The 19,576-nt window shown below is 60.3% G+C and carries 21 protein-coding genes; 3 read left to right on the top strand and 18 right to left on the bottom strand.

What is annotated here, in order from left to right; genetic code table 11:
* Together tatC and ACMVPR_RS05405 are read left to right on the top strand one after the other, a co-directional pair.
* Positions 1–954 carry a twin-arginine translocase subunit TatC gene (gene tatC / locus ACMVPR_RS05400; protein WP_416882024.1) on the top strand — a complete coding sequence of 318 codons (954 nt, stop codon included), beginning with the start codon at positions 1–3 and terminating at the stop codon, positions 952–954.
* A gap of 8 nt (positions 955–962) precedes the next feature.
* Entirely contained in the window at positions 963–1,787 is an 825-nt protein-coding gene (locus ACMVPR_RS05405) for an ATP-binding protein (protein ID WP_416884622.1), read from the top strand.
* Between the two features lie 223 nt (positions 1,788–2,010).
* Here the strand turns inward: ACMVPR_RS05405 and ACMVPR_RS05410 are convergent, their stop codons facing one another.
* The 4 genes from ACMVPR_RS05410 to ACMVPR_RS05425 are packed head-to-tail and all read right to left on the bottom strand — an operon-like array spanning position 2,011 to position 5,009.
* Positions 2,011–3,093, bottom strand: coding sequence for a methyltetrahydrofolate cobalamin methyltransferase (locus ACMVPR_RS05410; protein ID WP_416882025.1), 1,083 nt, complete (start codon positions 3,091–3,093; stop codon positions 2,011–2,013).
* Positions 3,090–3,749, bottom strand: a complete 660-nt coding sequence (locus tag ACMVPR_RS05415; RefSeq protein WP_416882026.1) for an HAD family hydrolase — start codon at positions 3,747–3,749, stop codon at positions 3,090–3,092. The genes ACMVPR_RS05410 and ACMVPR_RS05415 overlap by 4 nt, the downstream gene beginning before the upstream one ends.
* Before the next feature lie 9 nt (positions 3,750–3,758).
* Positions 3,759–4,685: a methylenetetrahydrofolate reductase gene (locus tag ACMVPR_RS05420; protein WP_416882027.1), complete on the bottom strand. Its 927-nt coding sequence runs from the start codon at positions 4,683–4,685 to the stop codon at positions 3,759–3,761.
* A 27-nt stretch (positions 4,686–4,712) separates the two neighbouring features.
* Complete coding sequence (locus tag ACMVPR_RS05425) at positions 4,713–5,009, bottom strand: virulence factor (RefSeq protein WP_292267964.1); 297 nt, start codon at positions 5,007–5,009, stop codon at positions 4,713–4,715.
* 265 nt (positions 5,010–5,274) lie between these two features.
* Here ACMVPR_RS05425 and ACMVPR_RS05430 point away from each other — a divergent pair, with 265 nt between their 5' ends.
* Positions 5,275–6,387, top strand: a complete 1,113-nt coding sequence (locus ACMVPR_RS05430) for a Ppx/GppA phosphatase family protein (protein ID WP_416882028.1) — start codon at positions 5,275–5,277, stop codon at positions 6,385–6,387.
* A gap of 2 nt (positions 6,388–6,389) precedes the next feature.
* On the opposite strand, the gene aroQ is transcribed toward ACMVPR_RS05430, so the two are convergent.
* From aroQ to ACMVPR_RS05500, 14 genes are all read right to left on the bottom strand, one after another.
* On the bottom strand, positions 6,390–6,827 hold the full coding sequence (aroQ, locus tag ACMVPR_RS05435; protein WP_416882029.1) for a type II 3-dehydroquinate dehydratase: 438 nt from the start codon (positions 6,825–6,827) through the stop codon (positions 6,390–6,392).
* A gap of 72 nt (positions 6,828–6,899) precedes the next feature.
* Positions 6,900–8,999 carry a molybdopterin cofactor-binding domain-containing protein gene (locus ACMVPR_RS05440; RefSeq protein WP_416882030.1) on the bottom strand — a complete coding sequence of 700 codons (2,100 nt, stop codon included), beginning with the start codon at positions 8,997–8,999 and terminating at the stop codon, positions 6,900–6,902.
* Positions 8,996–9,451 (bottom strand): (2Fe-2S)-binding protein, encoded by a 456-nt coding sequence (locus ACMVPR_RS05445; protein WP_416882031.1) that lies wholly within the window; start codon positions 9,449–9,451, stop codon positions 8,996–8,998. The genes ACMVPR_RS05440 and ACMVPR_RS05445 overlap by 4 nt, the downstream gene beginning before the upstream one ends.
* On the bottom strand, positions 9,448–9,927 hold the full coding sequence (locus tag ACMVPR_RS05450) for an OsmC family protein (protein ID WP_416882032.1): 480 nt from the start codon (positions 9,925–9,927) through the stop codon (positions 9,448–9,450). Before ACMVPR_RS05450 ends, ACMVPR_RS05445 begins: the two co-directional genes overlap by 4 nt.
* Positions 9,924–11,183: an LVIVD repeat-containing protein gene (locus ACMVPR_RS05455; protein WP_416882033.1), complete on the bottom strand. Its 1,260-nt coding sequence runs from the start codon at positions 11,181–11,183 to the stop codon at positions 9,924–9,926. Before ACMVPR_RS05455 ends, ACMVPR_RS05450 begins: the two co-directional genes overlap by 4 nt.
* A complete protein-coding gene (locus ACMVPR_RS05460) occupies positions 11,180–12,694 on the bottom strand; it encodes a tripartite tricarboxylate transporter permease (RefSeq protein WP_416882034.1) in 1,515 nt (504 codons plus the stop codon). Before ACMVPR_RS05460 ends, ACMVPR_RS05455 begins: the two co-directional genes overlap by 4 nt.
* The gene (locus ACMVPR_RS05465) at positions 12,687–13,199 is read right to left on the bottom strand and encodes a tripartite tricarboxylate transporter TctB family protein (protein WP_416882035.1); all 513 of its coding nucleotides are present in this window, start codon (positions 13,197–13,199) and stop codon (positions 12,687–12,689) included. The genes ACMVPR_RS05460 and ACMVPR_RS05465 overlap by 8 nt, the downstream gene beginning before the upstream one ends.
* Positions 13,200–13,279: 80 nt before the next feature.
* Complete coding sequence (locus ACMVPR_RS05470) at positions 13,280–14,281, bottom strand: tripartite tricarboxylate transporter substrate-binding protein (RefSeq protein ID WP_300584063.1); 1,002 nt, start codon at positions 14,279–14,281, stop codon at positions 13,280–13,282.
* 79 nt (positions 14,282–14,360) lie between these two features.
* On the bottom strand, positions 14,361–15,146 hold the full coding sequence (locus ACMVPR_RS05475) for a sulfite exporter TauE/SafE family protein (RefSeq protein WP_416882036.1): 786 nt from the start codon (positions 15,144–15,146) through the stop codon (positions 14,361–14,363).
* 1 nt (position 15,147) lies between these two features.
* The gene (locus tag ACMVPR_RS05480) at positions 15,148–16,140 is read right to left on the bottom strand and encodes a 4,5-dihydroxyphthalate decarboxylase (protein ID WP_416882037.1); all 993 of its coding nucleotides are present in this window, start codon (positions 16,138–16,140) and stop codon (positions 15,148–15,150) included.
* A gap of 22 nt (positions 16,141–16,162) precedes the next feature.
* Positions 16,163–16,915 (bottom strand): ABC transporter permease, encoded by a 753-nt coding sequence (locus tag ACMVPR_RS05485; RefSeq protein WP_300584057.1) that lies wholly within the window; start codon positions 16,913–16,915, stop codon positions 16,163–16,165.
* Between the two features lie 10 nt (positions 16,916–16,925).
* The gene (locus ACMVPR_RS05490; RefSeq protein WP_416884623.1) at positions 16,926–17,726 is read right to left on the bottom strand and encodes an ABC transporter ATP-binding protein; all 801 of its coding nucleotides are present in this window, start codon (positions 17,724–17,726) and stop codon (positions 16,926–16,928) included.
* Positions 17,713–18,474, bottom strand: coding sequence for an ABC transporter permease (locus tag ACMVPR_RS05495; RefSeq protein ID WP_300584053.1), 762 nt, complete (start codon positions 18,472–18,474; stop codon positions 17,713–17,715). The genes ACMVPR_RS05490 and ACMVPR_RS05495 overlap by 14 nt, the downstream gene beginning before the upstream one ends.
* 73 nt (positions 18,475–18,547) lie before the next feature.
* Positions 18,548–19,525, bottom strand: coding sequence for an ABC transporter substrate-binding protein (locus tag ACMVPR_RS05500; RefSeq protein ID WP_292267991.1), 978 nt, complete (start codon positions 19,523–19,525; stop codon positions 18,548–18,550).
* Positions 19,526–19,576 lie beyond the last annotated feature (51 nt).

Raw genomic sequence — 19,576 nt, forward strand, 5'->3', positions numbered from 1 at the left:
ATGAGTGCCCGCGACGACGACATCGAGGACAGCAGCGCACCGCTGATCGAGCATCTGGCGGAACTGCGCACCCGGTTGATCCGGTCGGTGCTGGCCCTGTTTGTCGGGATCTGCGTTCTGTTCATCCCGATCCAGGGCGACTTTCTTGCGGAACATGTGCTGCGTTTCCTGCTCGTACCGATCGAAGACACGCTCCGCGCGCTTGGGGATCCAGCCCCGACGCTGCAATACACAAGCCCGCAGGAATACCTGTTTGTGCTTTTCCGCATCGGCATGGTGTTTGGCTTTGCGCTGGCTTTCCCGGTGATTGCACACCAGATGTGGCGCTTTGTTGCGCCGGGACTCTACAAGTCCGAGAAATCGGCCTTCCTGCCCTTCATCATCGCATCGCCGGTGATGTTCCTGCTGGGCGCGGCCTTTGCGCATTTTGTCGTGACCCCGCTGGCGATGGCCTTTTTTCTTGGCTTTACCGATGCGCCATCGCTCTTTGCCAACCTCCTGTCCGATTCCGTAGATGTGGACCCTACGGCTGTGGTGCCAGCGACCAATGAAGGCCTGAAGATCACCTTTTTCGGCAAGGTGAACGAAAGCCTTCAGACCTCATTGGTGTTCATCATGGCATTCGGCCTATGTTTTCAGTTGCCGGTGTTGTTGACGTTGATGGGCAAGGCGGGTCTTGTGTCGGCGGATGGTCTGGCTGCCGTGCGCAAATACGCGATGGTGGGTATTCTTGTGCTGGCCGCGTTGGTGACGCCGCCTGATGTTGTGACGCAGCTCATTCTCTTTACCGTCGTCTATGGTCTTTACGAGGTGTCGATCATTCTGGTCCGTCGCGTGGAAAAGAAGCGCGAAAAGGAATTGCGCGCGCAGGGGCTTTGGTTCGAGGACGACCCTGCCGAGGGTATGGATGACGACCCCTTGATGCGAGAATTCGACGAGGACGCGAAGAAGTGACCGACCCGATGGAGCGGATCGCGGCCGCGCTGGAGCGTCTTGCCCCCGCGCCGCAGCCAGCGCCGGATTATGACGTGGCGGATGCCTTTGTCTGGCATATGGACCCCGATCACCTGCAACCCGTGCCCAAGGTCAGCCGCGTTCCTGTAGAGCTTTTGGTGGGTGTGGACCGCAGCCGCGATACGTTGCTGGCCAACACGCGCCAGTTCGCCCGTGGCCTGCCTGCCAACAACGCGCTTTTGTGGGGCGCGCGGGGGATGGGGAAGTCGAGCCTTGTGAAGGCAGTGCATGCGGCTGTCTTGGCCGAAGATTTGCCGATCAAGCTGGTCGAGTTGCAACGTGAGGATTTGCCCAGCGTGGCGCGGCTCTTGAACCTGCTTCGGGTTGCTGATCACCGCTTTTTGCTCTTCTGCGACGATCTGAGCTTCAGCCATGATGACCAGCATTACAAATCTCTGAAAGCGGTGCTGGATGGCGGTGTCGAGGGGCGTCCGGACAATGTCGTGTTCTATGCCACGTCGAACCGCCGCCACCTGATGCCGCGCGACATGATCGAAAACGAGCGGTCATCTGGGATCAATCCGTCCGAGGCAGTCGAAGAGAAGGTCTCTTTGTCGGACCGATTTGGTTTGTGGCTGGGATTCCATCCGTGCAATCAGGACGACTATTTGGCGATGATCCGGGGCTATTGTGATGCCTACCGGGTCGAGATCGACGATGCGACGTTGCGCGCCGAAGCGATTGAATGGCAAGCCACACGCGGTGCGCGGTCAGGCCGGGTGGCGTGGCAATACTTCACCGATCTGGCGGGACGTCGCGGCGTCGCGATCTAAGGTCTTTGTGCTGTCTCATTGCCAGTTTCCAAAGACCTCAGAATTTAATGGATGGGCCCCAGAATCTTCGTACGAAGATTCTGGAACGGCGTAGTTAAAAAATCGTTAAGCAGATTTCCTGCAATACCTGCAATACAGGTTCGGTGCAGTGTCGCAAAACGGCGCTTGTAGTTTGAATAAGGAACCTCCGTGCCCGTTAAAGGCACGGAAGTGCTCTTATTTCTTATGCGCGGCGGCGGCGGCCTCCGGTGCGACCATCACGGCCGCGGCCTTCGTGTCCGGCTTTCGGCGGCTGGCGGTTGAACGCAATCCATGCACCGCCGCCTTCGTCATTGTTGGTAAGGAAGTTGGCCGCGCGGATGGCTTCCATTTCCTTGCCCGGACGCGGTTTTGTCGAACCGAGGCCGAAAAGGATGCAGAAGGTTTCGTCGTCTAAGTCCTCGGGCAGAACAATTCCGGCTGCGGCCACCTCGGCGCGCTTTTCTGCGATCTTGGTGGGGCCGACGGGCAGGGCGACCGGGTTCATGATGGCGGATGTCATGCCGGCACCCATGGCCATCGGCAGGAAGGCATTGTTGATGCCGTGACGGTTGGGCAGGCCAAAACTGATGTTCGATGCACCGCAGGTGGTGTTTACACCCAGTTCCTCGCGCAGGCGACGGACCAGTGTAAACACCTGAAGACCGGCGGTCCCCATGGCACCGATTGGCATGACCAGCGGATCGACCACGATGTCATGCGCCGGGATGCCGAAATCGGCAGCGCGTTCGACGATCTTTTTGGCCACGGCAAAACGCACATCGGGGTCTTCCGAGATGCCGGTGTCATCGTTGGAAATCGCCACAACCGGCACGTTGTATTTCTTGACCAGCGGCAGCACCAGTTCCAGACGTTCTTCCTCGCCTGTGACCGAGTTCAAGAGCGGGCGGCCTTCGGCAGCGGCAAGGCCGTTTTCCAGCGCGCCGGGCACAGACGAGTCGATGCAGAGCGGGCAATCGGTGACGGCCTGGACGCGCTCGACCAGTTCCTTCATCAATGTCGGCTCGACAAAGTTGTTGTCGGCGTAGCGCGGGTCTTCGGCCATCTTGTTCGAGAACACGGCGCCCGAGTTGATGTCGAGGATGTTGGCGCCTGCGGCGACCTGAGCCAGCGCATCGGCCTCGACCCGGCTGAAATCGCCGCGTTCGAGTTCCTCGTTCAGGATCTTGCGGCCTGTCGGGTTGATCCGCTCACCGATCACGCAGAACGGCTGATCGAACCCGATGATGGCGGTTTTGGTCTTGGACTCGACAATCGTGCGGGTCATGCGGCTACTCCTTCAATGCGGGCCAGAATGTCCGGCAGCGCGGGGTCTGTGAAATCCTCAATCGTCATCTTTGCGCCAACGGCGCGGAGTTCGGCGTCGCTCAGCGCCGAGCGGACACCGATGCTATAGGCACCGGAGGCTGCGGCGGCACGCATGCCGGAGGGGCTGTCCTCGAAGGCGATGCAGGTCTCGGGCGACTCTCCAAGCAACTGCATCGCGGTCAGATAGGGCAGTGGATGGGGCTTGCCATGCGCGCACTCCTCGCCGATCACGATCACTTCGAACCGGTCGCGCAAGCCGATGGCACCCAGCATCGCTTCGGCATTAAGGCGCATGGCGTTGGTCACCACGGCCAGTTGCCAGCCCTGCGCCTGCGCGCGATTCAGAAACGCCTCAAGTCCGGGTGTCGCCGGGTAGGGCGAGGGCAGACGGTCGCGGAACTGTGCCTCTTTCCACTCGCTCAAACCCTGCGGGTCCGGTTCGTCCGGCAAATGTTCTGCAAACACATCGACATTCAGACGGCCATGAACCTGCTCGATATAAAAACCGTGCGGGGTTGGAAGCCCCCGCGAGGCCCACAGCTCGGTGAAGACGGCCTCGTGAATGGGGTCCGAATTCAGCATGGTGCCGTCGAGATCAAAAAGCAGGGCTGGCATCAGGTCAGATCAGTTCGCGGCGGCCGGTGCAGTGCCAGCACCACCGTTTTCGATGGCCCAGGTGGCGTTGGTCTTGATCCCGCCCAGCGGGAAGAAATGCACCTGTTCGATGTTGAACTCGGGGTTCTTGGCTTTGTGCGCGGCCAGCTTGGTCAGAACCTCTGTCGGCTCATACGGCAGGAGCAGCTTGGACACGTCCATGGCACGCTTCTGCAGAACCTTGAGCGACGGGCCGACACCGCAGGCGATGGCGAACTTGATCAGGGTCTGCAGCTTGGCGGGACCGGCGATACCGATATGCACCGGCAGCTTGATGCCAGCAGCGGACAGGTCGTCGACCCATTTGATGATCGGATCGGCGTCAAAGGCGAACTGGGTGGCCAGCGCCATCTTGGCATCGGTGCGTTCCGAGAACGCCTGCTTCCAGCGCAGCGCGTCTTCGACGTTCTTCATGCCGCCATTGGGATCGATGTCCTTGTTGCCTTCCGGGTGACCGGCGACATGCAGACGCTTGAAGCCTGCCTTGTCGAACAGACCGGTTTCCATGAGCTGCATGGAGCTGTGGAAATCACCGTTCGGCTGGTTCACGCCACCTGCGAGCAGCAGCGCCTGATCGACACCGGCTTCGCCCTGGTAGCGGGCAATCCAATCGGCCAGTGTCGCTTCATCCTTGATGATGCGGGCCGGGAAGTGCGGCATGACCGGGTAGCCATCAGCGGCAACGCGCTTGGCGGTGGCCACCATGTCTTCGATTGGTGTGCCTTCGATATGGGCAATGTAGACGCGGGTTCCGGGGGCCAGCAATGCGCGGAAATCCTCGACCTTCTCGGCCGTACGCGGCATGACCTCGATGGAATAGCCTTTCAGGAAGGCTTCCATCTCGGGGGTGGTGCCGTTTTCGACGGTTTCGCGCTTGCGGAAATTCAACAATGCCATGATGGCCTCCCTCAGGGTCATGGGGGCTTACGCCCAGCCTTCGTTATCAATCAACGCCTTGAGGCGTTCCTTGTCATATTCCGCATCAATGCGGGCCGCCTCGGCAGAGCAGACCTCTTCGGGGTCCCCCTCGAGCTCGTAAGGCGCTGCCTTGCGCCATTCGGCGAGGTAGCTGTCGGTATCGGATGCACCGATCTTCATCGCCGCGCGGTCAATCGCCTGCTCGAACCGTTCGGGCAGTTGGGCCTTGGCGCCACGACGGCCCTTGCCCACGATCACCTGAGCCGGGATATCGCGCCAGTAGACAATTGTGACATCCGGCATGTCGTGATTCCTTTGTTTCGCCTGCGTCTTCGTAATGGAGGGCATGTACCACAAGAGTGCAAATTTCGACGTGTCCGCTTCCGTCTGCGACCCGAGGCGACATTAGGTCAGGACAAGGCGAATGGCGATGCTTTTGCAGGTCCAAAATTCTCAGGCTTTGCATGAGGCCCTCTCATAACTTTACCTTGGTGCATCACGAAACTTGCGCCGCAGTCAAAGCGGGCTTAGGGTTGAGGTAACTTACATATTCGGAAGGCGCGAAGTCATGGCGCCAAAGCGTCCCAAAGGTGCGGGCGCATTCCCGAAACCGGTAGAGAGCCCCGCGCCGTCACGGCCCGACCCATCCGAGCTTTATGCCGCGCTGGATCTGGGCACAAACAGTTGTCGTATGTTGATTGCCCAGCCAAAGGGCAACCAATTCCATGTTGTCGACAGTTTTTCCAAATCCGTGCAGCTGGGGGCCGGTCTTGAAAAGTCCGGCCGTCTGAGTCGTGCGTCGATGAACCGGACCATTTCCGCGCTGCGCGTGTGTCAGCAGAAGATTCGCCGCCACGAGGTGACGCGCATGCGGTTGGTCGCGACAGAGGCCTGCCGCCGGGCGCACAATGCACGGGATTTCATTCGGCAGGTCAAACGCGAAACCGGACTGAACCTCGAAATCATCCAGCCGGAGGAGGAAGCGCGGCTGGCGGTCATCTCCTGTGCGCCGCTGGTCAGCACCAAGACCGAACAGTTGCTGGTAGTGGACATTGGTGGCGGGTCGACCGAGCTGGTCTGGATTGATCTGACGGCTGTGCCGGCGTTCGAGCGTCCGCGCGCAATCATGCGGTTGCATGCCGGGTTCCACACCAAGGACAGCCCGTTCCCCGCCGCCCGCGTCGTGGATTGGATCAGCGTGCCCTTGGGGGTTGCGACGCTGCGTGACCAGTTTTCGGACGTGGAAAGCAATTCAGCCCGTTATGCGCTGATGAGCTGGTATTTCGAGGAAAACCTTGCCGAATTCGCACCTTACAAAGACGAGCAGGCACGCGAAGGGTTCCAGATCGTTGGCACCAGCGGCACGGTGACCACTGTCGCGGCGAGCCATTTGGGTCTCAAACGCTACGACCGGACCAAGGTAGATGGGCTGCGGATGACGTCAGACCAGATCGAAAAGGTAATCTCGAATTATCTGGAGCTTGGCCCAGAAGGACGCCGGGCCGATCCGCGCATCGGGCTTGACCGTCAGGCGCTCATCATGTCTGGCGCTGCGATCCTTCAGGCATTGCTGCGCTGCTGGCCGACGGATCGGCTGTCCGTCGCAGACCGTGGGCTGCGCGAAGGCTTGCTCTATGCGCAGATGTCAGCGGATGGCGTGCTTGAGGATGGTCCGTTCTAGGGTCAGCCCAAAAGGCTGATCACCCTGCGCAGCGCCAACTCGTAGCCTTCGATACCGAACCCAGCAATCACGCCTTCGGCGCGGGCGGACACGTAGGAATGATGCCGGAACGCCTCGCGCTTGTGGACGTTGGAGATATGGACTTCGAACACCAGCCCTTCATAAGCCTGAAGCGCGTCATAGATTGCGACAGAGGTGTGGGTGAAGGCGCCGGGATTGATGATGATGGCTTCAGCTTCGTCACGGGCCTGATGAATCCAGTCGATGATCTGGCCTTCATGGTTCGACTGCATGGATTTGAGATCGAACCCGGCAGGTTTTGCGAGTGCTACACAGCGGTTTGCCACGTCGTCCAAACTGTCCGCGCCATAGATTGCGGGTTCCCGCTTGCCCAGAAGGTTCAGGTTGGGACCGTTGATCAGAAAGACGGTTTTGGACATGGGATACTCCGCACTTGTTGCCCTAGCTGTGCCAGCTTGCCGGGGTTCGTGCAACCCGCCGCGTGTTTTGGACTAAAGGTCCAACGCGGCCTGTGTGATCGCACCCGGAGTGAACGGCATCCTGCGCAGGCGCAGCCCTGTGGCAGCAAAGATCCCGTTGGCGATCGCGGCAACCGTGGGTCCGGGTGAGGCCTCACCCGCGCCAACAGAGCGCTGGTCTGGGTGGTTCAGGAGCGTGATGTCGAAGTCGGGCACATTGTCGAAGCGGATCACCGGGTAGCTGTCCCAGTCGCGCGAGGTGATACCGTCGCGGTCCCAGGTCACCTGTTCATAAAGCGCCCAGCTTGCCGCTTGCATGACGCCACCTTCAAGCTGCGCCTGAAGGCCATCGGGGTCGATCACGCGGCCCGCATCCGCCACAAGCGTGACGCAGTGCAGTTTGACCTCGGCTGTGTCCGTGACGGCGAGATCCATGGCCAGACCAACGCGGGTCATCGCGTTCTTGTACTGGGCATAGGCGATGCCTCGCCCCATTCCTTCGGGCAACGGGGGCAGGCGATGTTCCAAGGCGTCCAAAACCGCCACAGCGCGTGGGTCGCTCAGATGCGCGCGGCGGAAGGCTATGGGGTCTGCTCCGGCACTATGCGCGGCTTCGTCCAGTGTGCTTTCAAGCGCAAAAATATTGGCGACGGCCCCAAGGCAGCGCATGGCGGATGTGCGGTGCGGCAGGCCTTGGACAAGGTTCTTGACCAGACGTTTCTCGGGGATGTCGTAAACCGGATCAAGGTTCCGGTGCATCCCCGCGTGGTTGCCCATGTTTGGCGGCGCGATATAGGGCGCCATCGCCTCTGCGCGAAACCTGTTGGCCAGCAGCTTTGCCGGACCTGCGCGGTTCGGGCCGGGACGGGGCCTGCCGCGATGGGTGTCGCTGTGCGCTTCGGCGGAAAGCGCAGCGATGCGGCCATCGGCCAGCTTCGCATCGACCTGAACCGCCATCGCGGGTGCATAGGGTTCCCAGGCGTGTTCGTCCTCGCGTGACCATTTCAGCAGGATCGGAATTTTCGGATGGGCCAAGGCGATACAGGCGGCCTCGTAGGCTGCATCGTCCGCGCCATTGTGACCGTAGCAACCGGAGCCTTGCACATGGGTGATCTCGATCTGGTCTGTGGCAAGACCAAGACTGTCGGCAATCGCCTCGCGCAATGGGTAGATGCCCTGGCTGTGGCTTTTTACGAAAAGACGTTCGCCGGTCCATTCCGCCAGCGCCGCCGACGGAGCCAGCGCGCCGTGCATCTGGTAGGGGCGTTCGAACCGACCGCTGAGGTCCGGGGCGTCGAGCGGTTCCGGCACAGGGACTTTTTGCGGGGTGCCGTTGACCACCGGAAAGCGCTGCGCGTTTTCGGGGGCCAAATGGGCAAACACATCGGTTTCTGGCAATCCGCCACCGCTGTCCCAATTGCAGGCCAATCCAAGCCGTGTCGCTGCTTTGACGACAGCCCATTCCCCGGGGCCGGTCACCGCCAGAAAACTGCCATCCCGCACGACATGAAGACCATCGCCTGTGATCCGGTCCAGCACCGTCTGGTCGATGTCCCGAAGGCTGGCGCGCGCATGGGGCGGGCTGACGCGGCGCGCGTGCCACATACCCGGAAGGTCAATGTCGTGCAGATAGGTGAAGCGGCCTGTGACCATGTCGGCGATGCCGCGCATGTCCGGGGCGGGGGGCGTGACCGGGATGTGCCGGGGCAGATCGGGATCTATGGCCAGATCGGGTGGGAGATCTTGGGCCAGGCTGATCAGGTTGATCCGGATGTTGGTGCCGGGGCGGTGGATGTACCCGTCCTCAAATGCCCAATCCGATGGGGTGCCGCCATGTTGGTTGATTGCCGCATCCAGAAGGTGCTTGCGCAGGGTCGCGGCGGCGGCTGCAACGGCCCGGCCAGATTGTTCGATGGAGTTGCTGCCCGAGGTGATCCCCTCGTCAGGCGCATGGTCCGTGCGAACAGCCGCGACATCCAGTCGCGAGAGAGGCAGCGCCAGTTCCTCTTGCACGATCCGGACGAGCGCGGTCGAAATGCGCTGACCAATATCCACCTTTCCGGTGTGGATCAGAAGGTCATTGTCTTGCGGCGTTAACCAATCGGAAACAAGAGGATACGCGTCAAGGCTCATGTGCCTGCAGCCCGTTTTATGGCACTTAGAACACGCGGATGCGACCCACAGCGGCACAGATGTGGGGTCAGGGTGGCTTTGGTGGTTGCGCTGTCCGGTGCCGGGTTTTCGGACAGAAGCGCTGTCGCCGCGACCACAAGCCCGGAGGTGCAATACCCACATTGCGCGGCGGTCTCTTCAATGAACGCCCGCTGCACGCGCTGACCGATCTCTGTCTCGGCGATGCCCTCGATGGTGGTGATGTCCTTGCCGTCGAACACCTCGACCGGAGTTACGCAGGACAGCACAACCTTGCCATCGACCATGACCGCACAAGCACCGCATTGCTCCAACCCGCAGCCGAGTTTTGTGCCTTTGAGCTTGAGCTCATCCCGCAGGACATAGACCAGCGGAGTGTCCGGGTCTGACGTGATGTCGTGCCGTGTTCCGTTGATCGTCAGGCTCAGGCTCACGTTGTAACACGCTCCCATGTGATCTGGACATCGACATCCGCCGATTTGAACAGGTTCATCACCGGGCAACGGTATTCCACGTTCCGTGTGAGCCGGTCAAACCGCTCCTGTGTCTCGTCGGTATGGACGCGGATGCGCAGTTTGACCCAGTTGAAATACGGGCGCACGCCCTGCACGCCACGACTGCCACGCTGGTCAACCTCGCCATTCGCTTCCATGTCGACAGCGGTATAGGCAAACTGCATCGCCTCGGCGCAGCGGTTGATAATGACGCCCTCGCAGCCAAGCAGTGAGGACAGCGTCATTTCCAAAGGAGTCGGCCCGGTGTTCGATTCCTTCTCATCGGTGATGACGACATGGTTGCGCACCATGATCACGGATCGGGTGGAGGCCTCGTTCCGAGCGCTGACGCGGCGGATGCCCAGCGCCTTGGTGTTGGGGTCGACACTGGGGGGCAGGAGGTCGTTGTCGCTCACAGGCTCATCTCCAGAATGTCGAGGCCCCGGTTGCGGTCGAGGACATAGATCAGGCCATTCTCGTCTACATCGACATCGTTCGACTGCGGCGGTGCGCCAGTGGGGCCGGGTTCCATGAAATGCGCCACTTCGACGGGCAGGTGCGGATCGGCCACGTCCAACACGCGCAGACCACCCGCGAACCACGTGGCATAGATCAGCGTACTGTCCAGCTTTTCGCGGTACTGATGCCCGCCAAAGCGCACACCCGCTTCGCCGACCCAGGGGCACAGCCGTTCTGACAGGTCCCAGGCTGCAATGGGTTCCATGTTGTTCAAGTCGGTCACGTCCATCACCCAGATGAAGCCGTGCAGACGCCCCGGTTTGTGGTCGTGTTCCTCGTCAATGGCGATGGCATAGCGCCGACCGTTGATCGGCTGTTCCAGCGGCATGACGGTGTGGGTCGGTTCCGGGATGCCCTTTGGAAAGCGGTAGCTGCCCTTGAGCGTCGGCTTGGTGATGTCGCTGGCATCCAGCACGCGAATGCCCGCATGCCAGACTGCAGCCCAAAGCTCATCCCCACAGCGCATGGCATGGTGCAAGCGGTGGCTGTAGCCGACGCCGGTGGGGGTTTCACCCTGCGCCACATGCTGCCCCGGCATATGCCAGCGCGACACCTCGGTCGGATTGGTGGGGTCAGACAGATCGTAGATCACGAGGATGTTGCCGACATACCCTTCCATCTCGGTCGAGATATAGGCGTAGTTGGCATCCATATCGAAGCGATGCACACCAAAGCCGTGTGTCTTGACGTAGGACAGCAGCCTGGGCGCGGTCTTGTCCGAGATGTCCCAGACGCGGAAGCCGCCGCTATGATAGCCGCGCGCCAAAGCCTCTTCGAGTACGGGGATGTCCGACAGTTTGACCGACAGCCTCTCTGCGATCTGGTCGTCCGATAGCCCTTCGGCGCGAAGACCTGCAATCTTGTCGCCTTTGCGCAGGAAGTGGCGGCGGTCCATTTCGACATTGGTGATCATCAGATCACCGACCACCTTGACCTTGTGGGTGTGCGACCACTCATCGGGCGGTGCGACATGGGACACCACTTTTGGATTGGCGGGGTCCGACACGTCGATGATCGAGGTGCCCATAGGCGGCTTCATGTGGCCGACATAGGCATAGCTGCCCCGGACAACCACTTCGCCGCCGCCTTCAATGTCGAGGTGGCCCAGACGACGGATGTTGCGGGACAGCTCGAATTCGACTTCGCGTTTCATTCTGCAGGCACCTCGAGTTTGCGTTTGCGCCGCATGCCGAAGACAATGGGCAGGATGATCGACATTGCGAAGGCGACCCAAAGGATGTTGCCCAGCGTGGACGAGAAAAGAACCATGATGTCGCCATCGGATTTCTTGAGTGACCAGAGGAAATACTTTTCCAGAAGCGGCCCGAGAATGACCCCGATCAGGATCGCGGCGACGTGGTACCCGGTGCGCCGGGCGATATAGCCCAGAACCCCGAAGGCCAAAGCGAGGTACATGTCGAACATGTATTCGCGCGGGACAAACCCGCCGACCAGCGTGAAGCTGATGATCATAGGCGCGAGGTAAATCGTCGGGATCGTGGTCACGTAACTCATGTAACGGGACAGCGGAAGGATCGTGAGGAACATGAAGACGTAGCTGACCGCCATCGCCATGAACATGCCGTAGCCGACCTTGGGCTGGTTTTCGAACAGCGACGGGCCAAAGCTCACCCCGTGGAACTGCATCACCACCAGCATGATCGCCGCCGTCGCGCCACCGGGAATGCCCAGCACCAGCAGCGGCACCAGCGTGCCGGAGGTGACGCCATTGTTGGCGGATTCAGGTGCGATCAGGCCTTCAGGGTGGCCGGTGCCATAAAGCTCGGGCGTTTTGGAGAAGCTGCGCGATTGTTGGTAGGCGACGAAGCTGGCGATGGAGGCACCTGCACCGGGGATCACGCCGATGACCAGACCGATGATCGAGGTCCAGACGATATGCACCCAGCGGCTGAGGGCGATCTTCACGCCTTCGAACGTGTCGCCCCAGTTGGGGGCCTTGGGTTCACCGTCATGGTTCACGATCACGCGCTTTTCGATGATGACAAAGGCTTCCGAGACCGCAAAGAGGCCGACAAGGGCAGGGATCAGCGGCACCCCGTCATAGAGTTCGAGGAACCCGAAGGTCCCGCGTGGTGTGGCGTAGACCACATCGGTGCCGATGGAGCCGATCATCAGGCCCAAGAACCCGGCAATCAGACCTTTGACCATGTCCTGTGCCGCAATCGACGCGATCAGGGAAATGCCGAACAGCATAACCACGATCATTTCGACCGAGTGCATGTAGAACCCGACCCGCGCAAGGATGGGCATGGCCGCCAAGGCGATGATCGTCGTCAGCAGACCGCCGATACAGGAGGCCACAAAGGAAATCGCCAGCGCCTGCTGACCCTTCCCTTGTTTGGCCATCGGGTAGCCGTCGAGCGGCGTTGCAGCGGCGCCTGCCGTGCCGGGAATGTTGACGAGAATGGCCGGAATGCCCGCGCCCATGCGTGCCGCGCAATAAAGCGAAATCATGAACACCAACCCCGATTGCAGGTCGAGAGCAAGTGTCAGCGGCATCAGGATGATGATCGTGTTGGCCGCCGAAAATCCGGGGATCCCGCCGACGATCAGGCCAAGGAAAATCGTCGGGATGATGATGTACCAGTAGCCGAGCGTTTCAAAGAACACTTCGGTGAGGATCGAGGCTGTGCTGCTATCCATTGGCCAGTACCGCCTTCATCGTGGTTTCGAACCAGCCGCGCGGGAAGCGTGTGTCAAACGCCCAGATGAACACTGCCCAACCGGTCAACGCCATGGCCGCCGAGATCATGGTGATGAACACCGCATTCTTGCCACGTGCGAGGATCAGCATGCTGACCGCCAGAAACAGGAAGGTGGTCAGGGTGAAGCCAAGGCTGTCGATCAGGGCGACATAACCGATTGTGGTGATCAGAAGACCAATCCGCCCGGTGCGGAAGTCGTCCATCGTAAACAGGTTTCCGAACCCCAGCGTGCCTTCGCCGCGGCTGAGCCAGATGGCGCAGCGAATGAAAAAGATCGCGCACACAAACAGCAGGATGCCTCCGATCAAGAAGGTGCTGACCTGCGCCGTCCAGGGAGAGTTCCAGATCGTCATGAAGAAGTAGATCGTGAAGCCCACCGAAAGGATGGGGATGACAAGCTCTCCGCCAATCTGGCGTGGCGGTTTGTGATGCTCGGATGACATGATGTCTGCGTCCTGTATGCGGAGTGAGGTCCGGGAATGGACCGGCAGGCGCGGTGCGCTGCCGATCCGGTTGGCAGGTGTTACGCGCCGCTGAGCAGCGACTTGTAGCGCGCGCCCAGTTCGAGCATCGCAGCCTTTTCGGCCTCGCATTCCTCGACGCCCGCATAGACAAGGTATTCGGGCTGTCCCTTGGACGCGATATAGGCTTCCATCAGGGCCGGGTCTTCGTGGGTTTCCTTGAAGGTCCGTGTCAGGACCTCGAAGCGGTCCGGATAGTCATCGACCGCCTTCTTGTGGATGCCGAAGGCGCGGGTGGACAGCATTTCGGGCAGGTCCATGTCGTAGGCGTCGTTGATGCTCGGCGCATTGTCGAGCGCTTCGCCGACGATATTGTCTCCAAAGACAAGCAGCGTTTTCACCGCGTCGCCCGCCGCGATCACCGAACCCGATGTCAGGACCGAGAAATCGACTTCGCCCGTCACGGCACCGGCCACGGTGCCCTTGCCGCCTTGCAGCGGGATCAGGTTGAAATCGAGCCCCAGCTTGTCACCCAACGCCAGCAATCCAATCGACGCGGGGTGCGCCATGCGGCTGGTGCCGACATTTAGCTTGCGGGTCTTCGCGGCCGCGATGATGTCGTCCATCGTCTTCAGCGGGCTTTCCGCACCCACGAACAGACAGCAGGGGTCTTTGTCGACCTGACCGAAATAGATGTAGTCATTGATGTCGAAGCTTGGGGCCTGCATTGCCCAGTTCAGCACTTCCGGTCCGATATTGCCGAAGAGCAGGTTGTAGGCATCTGGCTCGGCCTTACCCATGTAGATTTCATAGCCCACGCGGCCGGATGCACCGGGATAGAAGCTGGGCTCAAATTCAACGCCAAGGCGGGTTTTCCAGACGCTCGAGAATGCGCGGAAGTTGCGGTCTGCACCGCCGCCTTCGGCGGTGGGGATGTAAACGCTGAAGTTCCGCTCGGGGAATGTGCTGGCACGCAAGAGGCCGGGTGTGGCCAGCGTGAGCGTAGCAGCAGCGGCGCCTGTTCCCAGCAGGGCGCGGCGGGTGATCGTTGGTTTCATGGACATGGTTTCCTCCCGTTTTCATGTTCAAGTTCACACGCGCTGATGATGGTCGCCCGCAAAGATCGCGCAGTGTCTTTGCAGGTTAGTCACGTCCTCCAGTCGGCAGTTGTGCCGTATCCGAAAAAAAGATGTCGACGACCCCAGCATAGATCAGTCGCGCCGCCAGCAACGTTAGAATGACGTTCAGAACGATGCGGAACCGCCGGTCGTCGATCTTGGCCAGCATCACACGTCCAGCCAGCGTGCCCAGCACGCCAGCGACGATCAGCAGGATGATCAGCCCGGCCCAGATGCTGAACGCAAAACCCAGAATGCCGAAGGCAACGGTCTTGAGTAGGTGCTGCAGCGTCATGAACATCGCATGGGTGGCGACATGGGCATGACGATCAAGATCCTGTGCTTTGACATAGGTTGCCACGAACGGCCCGGTGCCACCGAAGAACATCGTCAGAAAACTGGAAAACACGCCCGTGACCACGCCGGACCTCTTCAGAAAGGCAGGTGGCTTGGCAATGACGGACCACAGGATGAAAAGACCGACACCGATCTGGATCCAGCCTGCCTCGAGCTGCACCACAAGAGACCCGCCGAGAACGATGCCGATCAACGCCCCGATTGCGAACGGCCCCAGAAGGTCAAAGCGCATGTAGCGCGTCATGATTGCGGCGCGTCCTGCGTTGGACCCGAGTTGCACCAACCCATGCACCGGAACGATGGCCGCTGCGGGCAGAAGCGTCGCCAACACCGCCAGCATCACGGCGCCGCCGCCGATGCCAAAGGCGATGGTGATAAACGAACTGGCAAAGCTGACAGCAAGCAGCGCGCTTGCTGTCGGCCATCCCAATCCTGCGTGCCAAATCTCCATCATCTCAGGTATCCAGAACCGATGGGTGGAACAGGCTTTCCGGCGCAACCGGACCGGCAGCGAGGTGTTGATCCAGCGAATAGCGGCAGATCGCCTCGATCTCGGCCATGTTGGCGGCGCAGCCATAGCTCCAGTAATCAGGCCCCATGCTGGCCAGCGTCCGCTCCATCGCGGAATTGAGCCAGGGCAATGTCATGCGGTTGGCATTGCCAAGCCAGACCGAGCGCAGCCGTGCCATGGCAATGTCTCGGGATTGCACGAAGGCGTCATAAAGCGCGCGGGGCAGATCGGGGTATTGCTCGGCCACGCTCTTGCGGATGCCGATCAGGTGCATGATCGGGAAGAACCCGGTCTTGGCGTAATAGGCTTGCTCTGCTGCTTCAAAATCGGGGATCAGGCGCACGAGGTCCGGGTTGCCGTCCAGAAACGCCTGCGGTGGCTTGGGGGCAAGCAACCCGTCGATCTCTCCACGCAGGAGCATATCCTGAAGCGTGTCGCCTTCGGTGATCGGCTCGACCACCATGCCTTCGGGCAGCGCCAGTTCCAGCCGTTCGCGCCGCACACCTTCATCCAGAGCGCCTGTGCGCCAGTGGATGTCGTCACAGGCCACACCGTATTCATCCGCCAGAATACCCCGCATCCAAAGCGCGGCGGTCATCTGGTATTCCGGTACCCCAATTCGGCGACCAGCAAAATCGGCTGGGCTTTCGATGCCGGAACCGGCGCGGGCAAAGAACCCGCTGTGCCGAAACGCGCGGCTGACGAATGCGGGGATCGCGGTGTAGTCCGACCCGCCGCGCGACAGTTGCAGGACATAGCTGGACACCGACATTTCGGTGATATCGAACCGCGCTTCCTGCACCGCCCAAGGGAACAGCTTGGAGGTCGGGTGGATATGGCTTTCGAGCGTGACGCCGGGCACCGTGACGCGCCCCTCATGCAACGCCATAACGCGGTCATGGTCCCAGGTCGCCAGTGTCAGTGTCAGATGACTCACGCGGTTTGTGCCTCCATTCCGATCACCGCTTTGCCGCGTAGTAGGACACGCGCCGTTCAAGGTAGGCGAGGAATTCCGAGATCGTGAACGCCAGCGCGAAGAGCACTATCAGAACCGCCCAGAAATGGCCCATCAGGAAGTTGGCCGAGTAGAGTTCGAACAAGGCGCCAAAGCCGACAATCGAGATCAGAAGCTGTCCGATGATCACGCCTTTGACCGCCCGGATGATGCCGATCCGCACACCGCCCAAGATCTCGGGCAGGGCGGCCCAGAAGTAGATCTTGAAGAAGGCGTCAGTTGGGGAGGCGCCAAAGCTGTGCGCCATTTCGACCAGCGATCGATTGATCTGCCGCACCCCGGCGCGCGAGTTCAGGATGATGATCCAGATCGCAAAAAGCGTGGTGGTGATGATGATCGACTTCATTCCAAAGCCGAACAGCACCATCAGAACCGGAACCAAAGCGGTCAGCGGTGCGCTCAGGAAAACGTTGACCCATGGCAGAAGCAATTCGTCCAGCAGGCGGCTTTTGCCCATCAGGATGCCCGTAGGGATGCCGATCACGATGGCGAAGAACACCCCGGCAAAGAACGCATAGGCGGTCTCGAACAGCGCTTTCTGGAACGCGGCTGTTCCAAGGATTTCGAACAGCGTGCCCAGAACCGTGCTCAACGGTGGGACAAAGAATGTCACGCCCGCCTGACCGACGATCTCCCACAGGAGACCCCATAGCAGGAGTGACGACATTCCGGGAAGGCGGTAACCAAATACGATCATTCTGCCCGCCTCATTCCACGTAGGTTCTGAGCGACGCCCAGATTTCATCTACAATATCAAGGTATTCCGGGTCGCGCCGAATGTTGTCGACGCCTTTGCTGCGGAAATTCGACGGCCGGATGATCTCGGACACGCGGCTGGGGCGCGGCAGCAGGATCGCGATCTGGTCGGATACGTAGACGGCCTCTTCGATCGAGTGGGTCACGAAGATGAAGGTCTTGTTTTCGTTCTGCACCAGTTGCAGCAGATCTTCCTGAAACTTGCGGCGGGTCTGTTCATCGACGGCTGAAAACGGCTCGTCCATCAACAGCACTTGGGCGTCCACAGCCAAGGCGCGCGCCAGACCCACGCGCTGGCGCATCCCTCCGGACAATTCGTGCGGATAGGCGTTTTCGAATCCGGCTAGGCCGACTTCCTTGATGTATTTTTCGGCGCGCGCCTCACGCTCAGAGGCTGCCACCCCCCGCATTTCCAACCCAAACGCCACATTGCGCAACACGGTGGCCCAAGGCAGCAGCGCGAAGTCCTGAAACACGAAGGCACGGTCGGGGCCGGGGCCTGTGACCTTTTTCCCGTTCACCTCGACCTCGCCTGAGGAGGGTTTCAGCAGGCCAGCGATGATCTTGAGCAACGTGGTCTTGCCGCAGCCAGACGGTCCCAGCAACGACGTGAGTTGACCGCGCGGGAACTCCAAGGACATGTTCCGCAGCGCCTCGACATCTCCGTAATTCTTGGAGATGTTCCGAGCGGAAACCGCGCTTTCGAACGAGGCGGAAGCGGCTGGCGTGATCGTTTCCTTAGTTTGAGACATAGTCACGTTGGTTTCCTTTGAAGAGAGTGGTCTCGACCTTTTCGAGCAGGTTCAGAAACAGAACCGCGAGCAGGATGATCGAGAAGATGGCGGCGTACATGCTGGGGTAATCCGCGATAGAGCGGCTGTAAGTGATGATGTCGCCGACGCCTGTGGGTGTGATTTTCAACTCGGACAGGATCGCGCCGATAAAACCCGCTGAGATGCCAAGCCGCAGGCCCGCAAAGATCACCGGGGATGCGGCGGGAATGACGATACGCAGGATGATCGCGGTTTCAGAGGCAAGGAATGACCGCCCCATTTCCTTGAACGATTCCGGTGTGTTGCGTACCGCACCCGATGTGTTCAGCACAATCACCGGCATCGCCATGATGCAGACGACCAGTACCTTGGAGGTCAGACCAATTCCGTATGCCAAGACCAGCAGCGGGATCAGTGCGGCCAAAGGCGCGGCCTGCATGACGATGAAGATGGGCGAGAACAGCCAGTCGAACGTGTTGCTCAGGCCAACCCACAGGCCGATGGCGATGCCCAGAACGGCGGAAATCGCGACGCCGATGGCCAGCGGTTTCAGGGTTTCGGCATAGGCTTCGAAGATACTGCCATCCAGCGTCATCGCCAGAAGCGCGCTCATGGATTCGAGGAAAGTCGGAAAGGCGAAGCTGACAGGCACACGGCCTGCGATCTCCCATGCGCCGAACAGGATCACGGCAGAGAGCAGCTTGAGAAGCAGGGCGCGGTTTGGCATTTGGCGGAGTCTTTCAGACTGCAAAGAGACAGATCCGCTGCGCGAAGGACCCGCGCAGCGGCAGCACAGAGGCTTACTTCATCGCGGCATCAAGCGGGGCGAGATACCAGAAGTCTTCGATGTTCAACTGGTCCGGTGTGCCTTCAAGCTGACCGGCGGCCGAATACCACTCCATGTCGGCCATCGCGGCTTTGCGGCCACCGCCATTGGGATCGTAAAGGCCACCTTCGACCGCATCCGCATAGAACCCGTCGAGTTCAGCAAGGATCTCGGCCGGAAGCTGGCCGATGGGGCCGTCCGGATTGGTCTCGCGGCGGATGATCGTCGGATCCTTGGCCATGTCCTGCCAGACGCTGACCAGCGCATTGACGAAGATCGAAACGTCTTCTTCGTTTTCCTGAATCCAGTTCAGGTTTCCGAAGAGTGCTTCGTCGCTTGCATCAACTTCAAACATCTCCAGAACGTTGAAGTTTCCACCAGCTTCGCTGCGCATCAGCTTGTTCTTGTTGGACAAATCGATTATGGTTGCATCTGCGCGCCCACCCAGAAGGGCCGCCACTCGGTTTGAAGACCCCGGCACGTAGGACCGTTCGCCAAAGGTGATGCCGACACGCTCTTCGATCACGTTCGCAATCGAGTCCGTGCCGCCGCCACGCGAATGCAGCAGGATCGGTTCGCCGTTCAGATCCTCAAGCGAGCTGTATTTCTTGGTCGTGACCGGAAAAAACTTGAGTTTGGACAGCTGGAAAATGATCCGCAGCGGCGCCTTGGAGCGCTGCATTGCCGCATAAGGCGTGCCAAAGCCGATATCCATCTGGCCGCTCAGCACGGATTGGATGGCAAGCTCTTCGTCCGAGAACGCGGTCCATTCATAGTCCAGACCATTGGCCTTGGCCCGGTCCAGCGCCACGAAGAACGCCGCAAGCTCGTCTGACGGGGTTTCCGCAAGCGCGATGCGGATTTTCTCGGCCTGTGCCGGTCCGGCACTGAGGCCGATGGCAGAGGGCAGTACCAGAGCCGCGACGGCGGCTGCCTTTAGAAAACGAAACATGTGTCTCCTCCCTGAGATCGTGTTGATCGTCGTCATGTGCGGGGCGTTTTT

The sequence above is a fragment of the Marivita sp. genome (genome assembly GCF_048006345.1).
Classification (GTDB): domain Bacteria; phylum Pseudomonadota; class Alphaproteobacteria; order Rhodobacterales; family Rhodobacteraceae; genus Marivita.

What these genes read in the sequence shown, in the direction of transcription:
- tatC (WP_416882024.1), top strand. Translation starts at nt 1, where the DNA reads ATGAGTGCCCGCGACGACGACATCGAGGACAGCAGCGCACCGCTGATC.
- ACMVPR_RS05405 (WP_416884622.1), top strand. Translation starts at nt 963, where the DNA reads ATGGAGCGGATCGCGGCCGCGCTGGAGCGTCTTGCCCCCGCGCCGCAG.
- ACMVPR_RS05410 (WP_416882025.1), bottom strand. Translation starts at nt 3,093, where the DNA reads ATGACCCGCACGATTGTCGAGTCCAAGACCAAAACCGCCATCATCGGG.
- ACMVPR_RS05415 (WP_416882026.1), bottom strand. Translation starts at nt 3,749, where the DNA reads ATGCCAGCCCTGCTTTTTGATCTCGACGGCACCATGCTGAATTCGGAC.
- ACMVPR_RS05420 (WP_416882027.1), bottom strand. Translation starts at nt 4,685, where the DNA reads ATGGCATTGTTGAATTTCCGCAAGCGCGAAACCGTCGAAAACGGCACC.
- ACMVPR_RS05425 (WP_292267964.1), bottom strand. Translation starts at nt 5,009, where the DNA reads ATGCCGGATGTCACAATTGTCTACTGGCGCGATATCCCGGCTCAGGTG.
- ACMVPR_RS05430 (WP_416882028.1), top strand. Translation starts at nt 5,275, where the DNA reads ATGGCGCCAAAGCGTCCCAAAGGTGCGGGCGCATTCCCGAAACCGGTA.
- aroQ (WP_416882029.1), bottom strand. Translation starts at nt 6,827, where the DNA reads ATGTCCAAAACCGTCTTTCTGATCAACGGTCCCAACCTGAACCTTCTG.
- ACMVPR_RS05440 (WP_416882030.1), bottom strand. Translation starts at nt 8,999, where the DNA reads ATGAGCCTTGACGCGTATCCTCTTGTTTCCGATTGGTTAACGCCGCAA.
- ACMVPR_RS05455 (WP_416882033.1), bottom strand. Translation starts at nt 11,183, where the DNA reads ATGAAACGCGAAGTCGAATTCGAGCTGTCCCGCAACATCCGTCGTCTG.
- ACMVPR_RS05460 (WP_416882034.1), bottom strand. Translation starts at nt 12,694, where the DNA reads ATGGATAGCAGCACAGCCTCGATCCTCACCGAAGTGTTCTTTGAAACG.
- ACMVPR_RS05465 (WP_416882035.1), bottom strand. Translation starts at nt 13,199, where the DNA reads ATGTCATCCGAGCATCACAAACCGCCACGCCAGATTGGCGGAGAGCTT.
- ACMVPR_RS05470 (WP_300584063.1), bottom strand. Translation starts at nt 14,281, where the DNA reads ATGTCCATGAAACCAACGATCACCCGCCGCGCCCTGCTGGGAACAGGC.
- ACMVPR_RS05475 (WP_416882036.1), bottom strand. Translation starts at nt 15,146, where the DNA reads ATGATGGAGATTTGGCACGCAGGATTGGGATGGCCGACAGCAAGCGCG.
- ACMVPR_RS05485 (WP_300584057.1), bottom strand. Translation starts at nt 16,915, where the DNA reads ATGATCGTATTTGGTTACCGCCTTCCCGGAATGTCGTCACTCCTGCTA.
- ACMVPR_RS05490 (WP_416884623.1), bottom strand. Translation starts at nt 17,726, where the DNA reads ATGTCTCAAACTAAGGAAACGATCACGCCAGCCGCTTCCGCCTCGTTC.
- ACMVPR_RS05495 (WP_300584053.1), bottom strand. Translation starts at nt 18,474, where the DNA reads ATGCCAAACCGCGCCCTGCTTCTCAAGCTGCTCTCTGCCGTGATCCTG.
- ACMVPR_RS05500 (WP_292267991.1), bottom strand. Translation starts at nt 19,525, where the DNA reads ATGTTTCGTTTTCTAAAGGCAGCCGCCGTCGCGGCTCTGGTACTGCCC.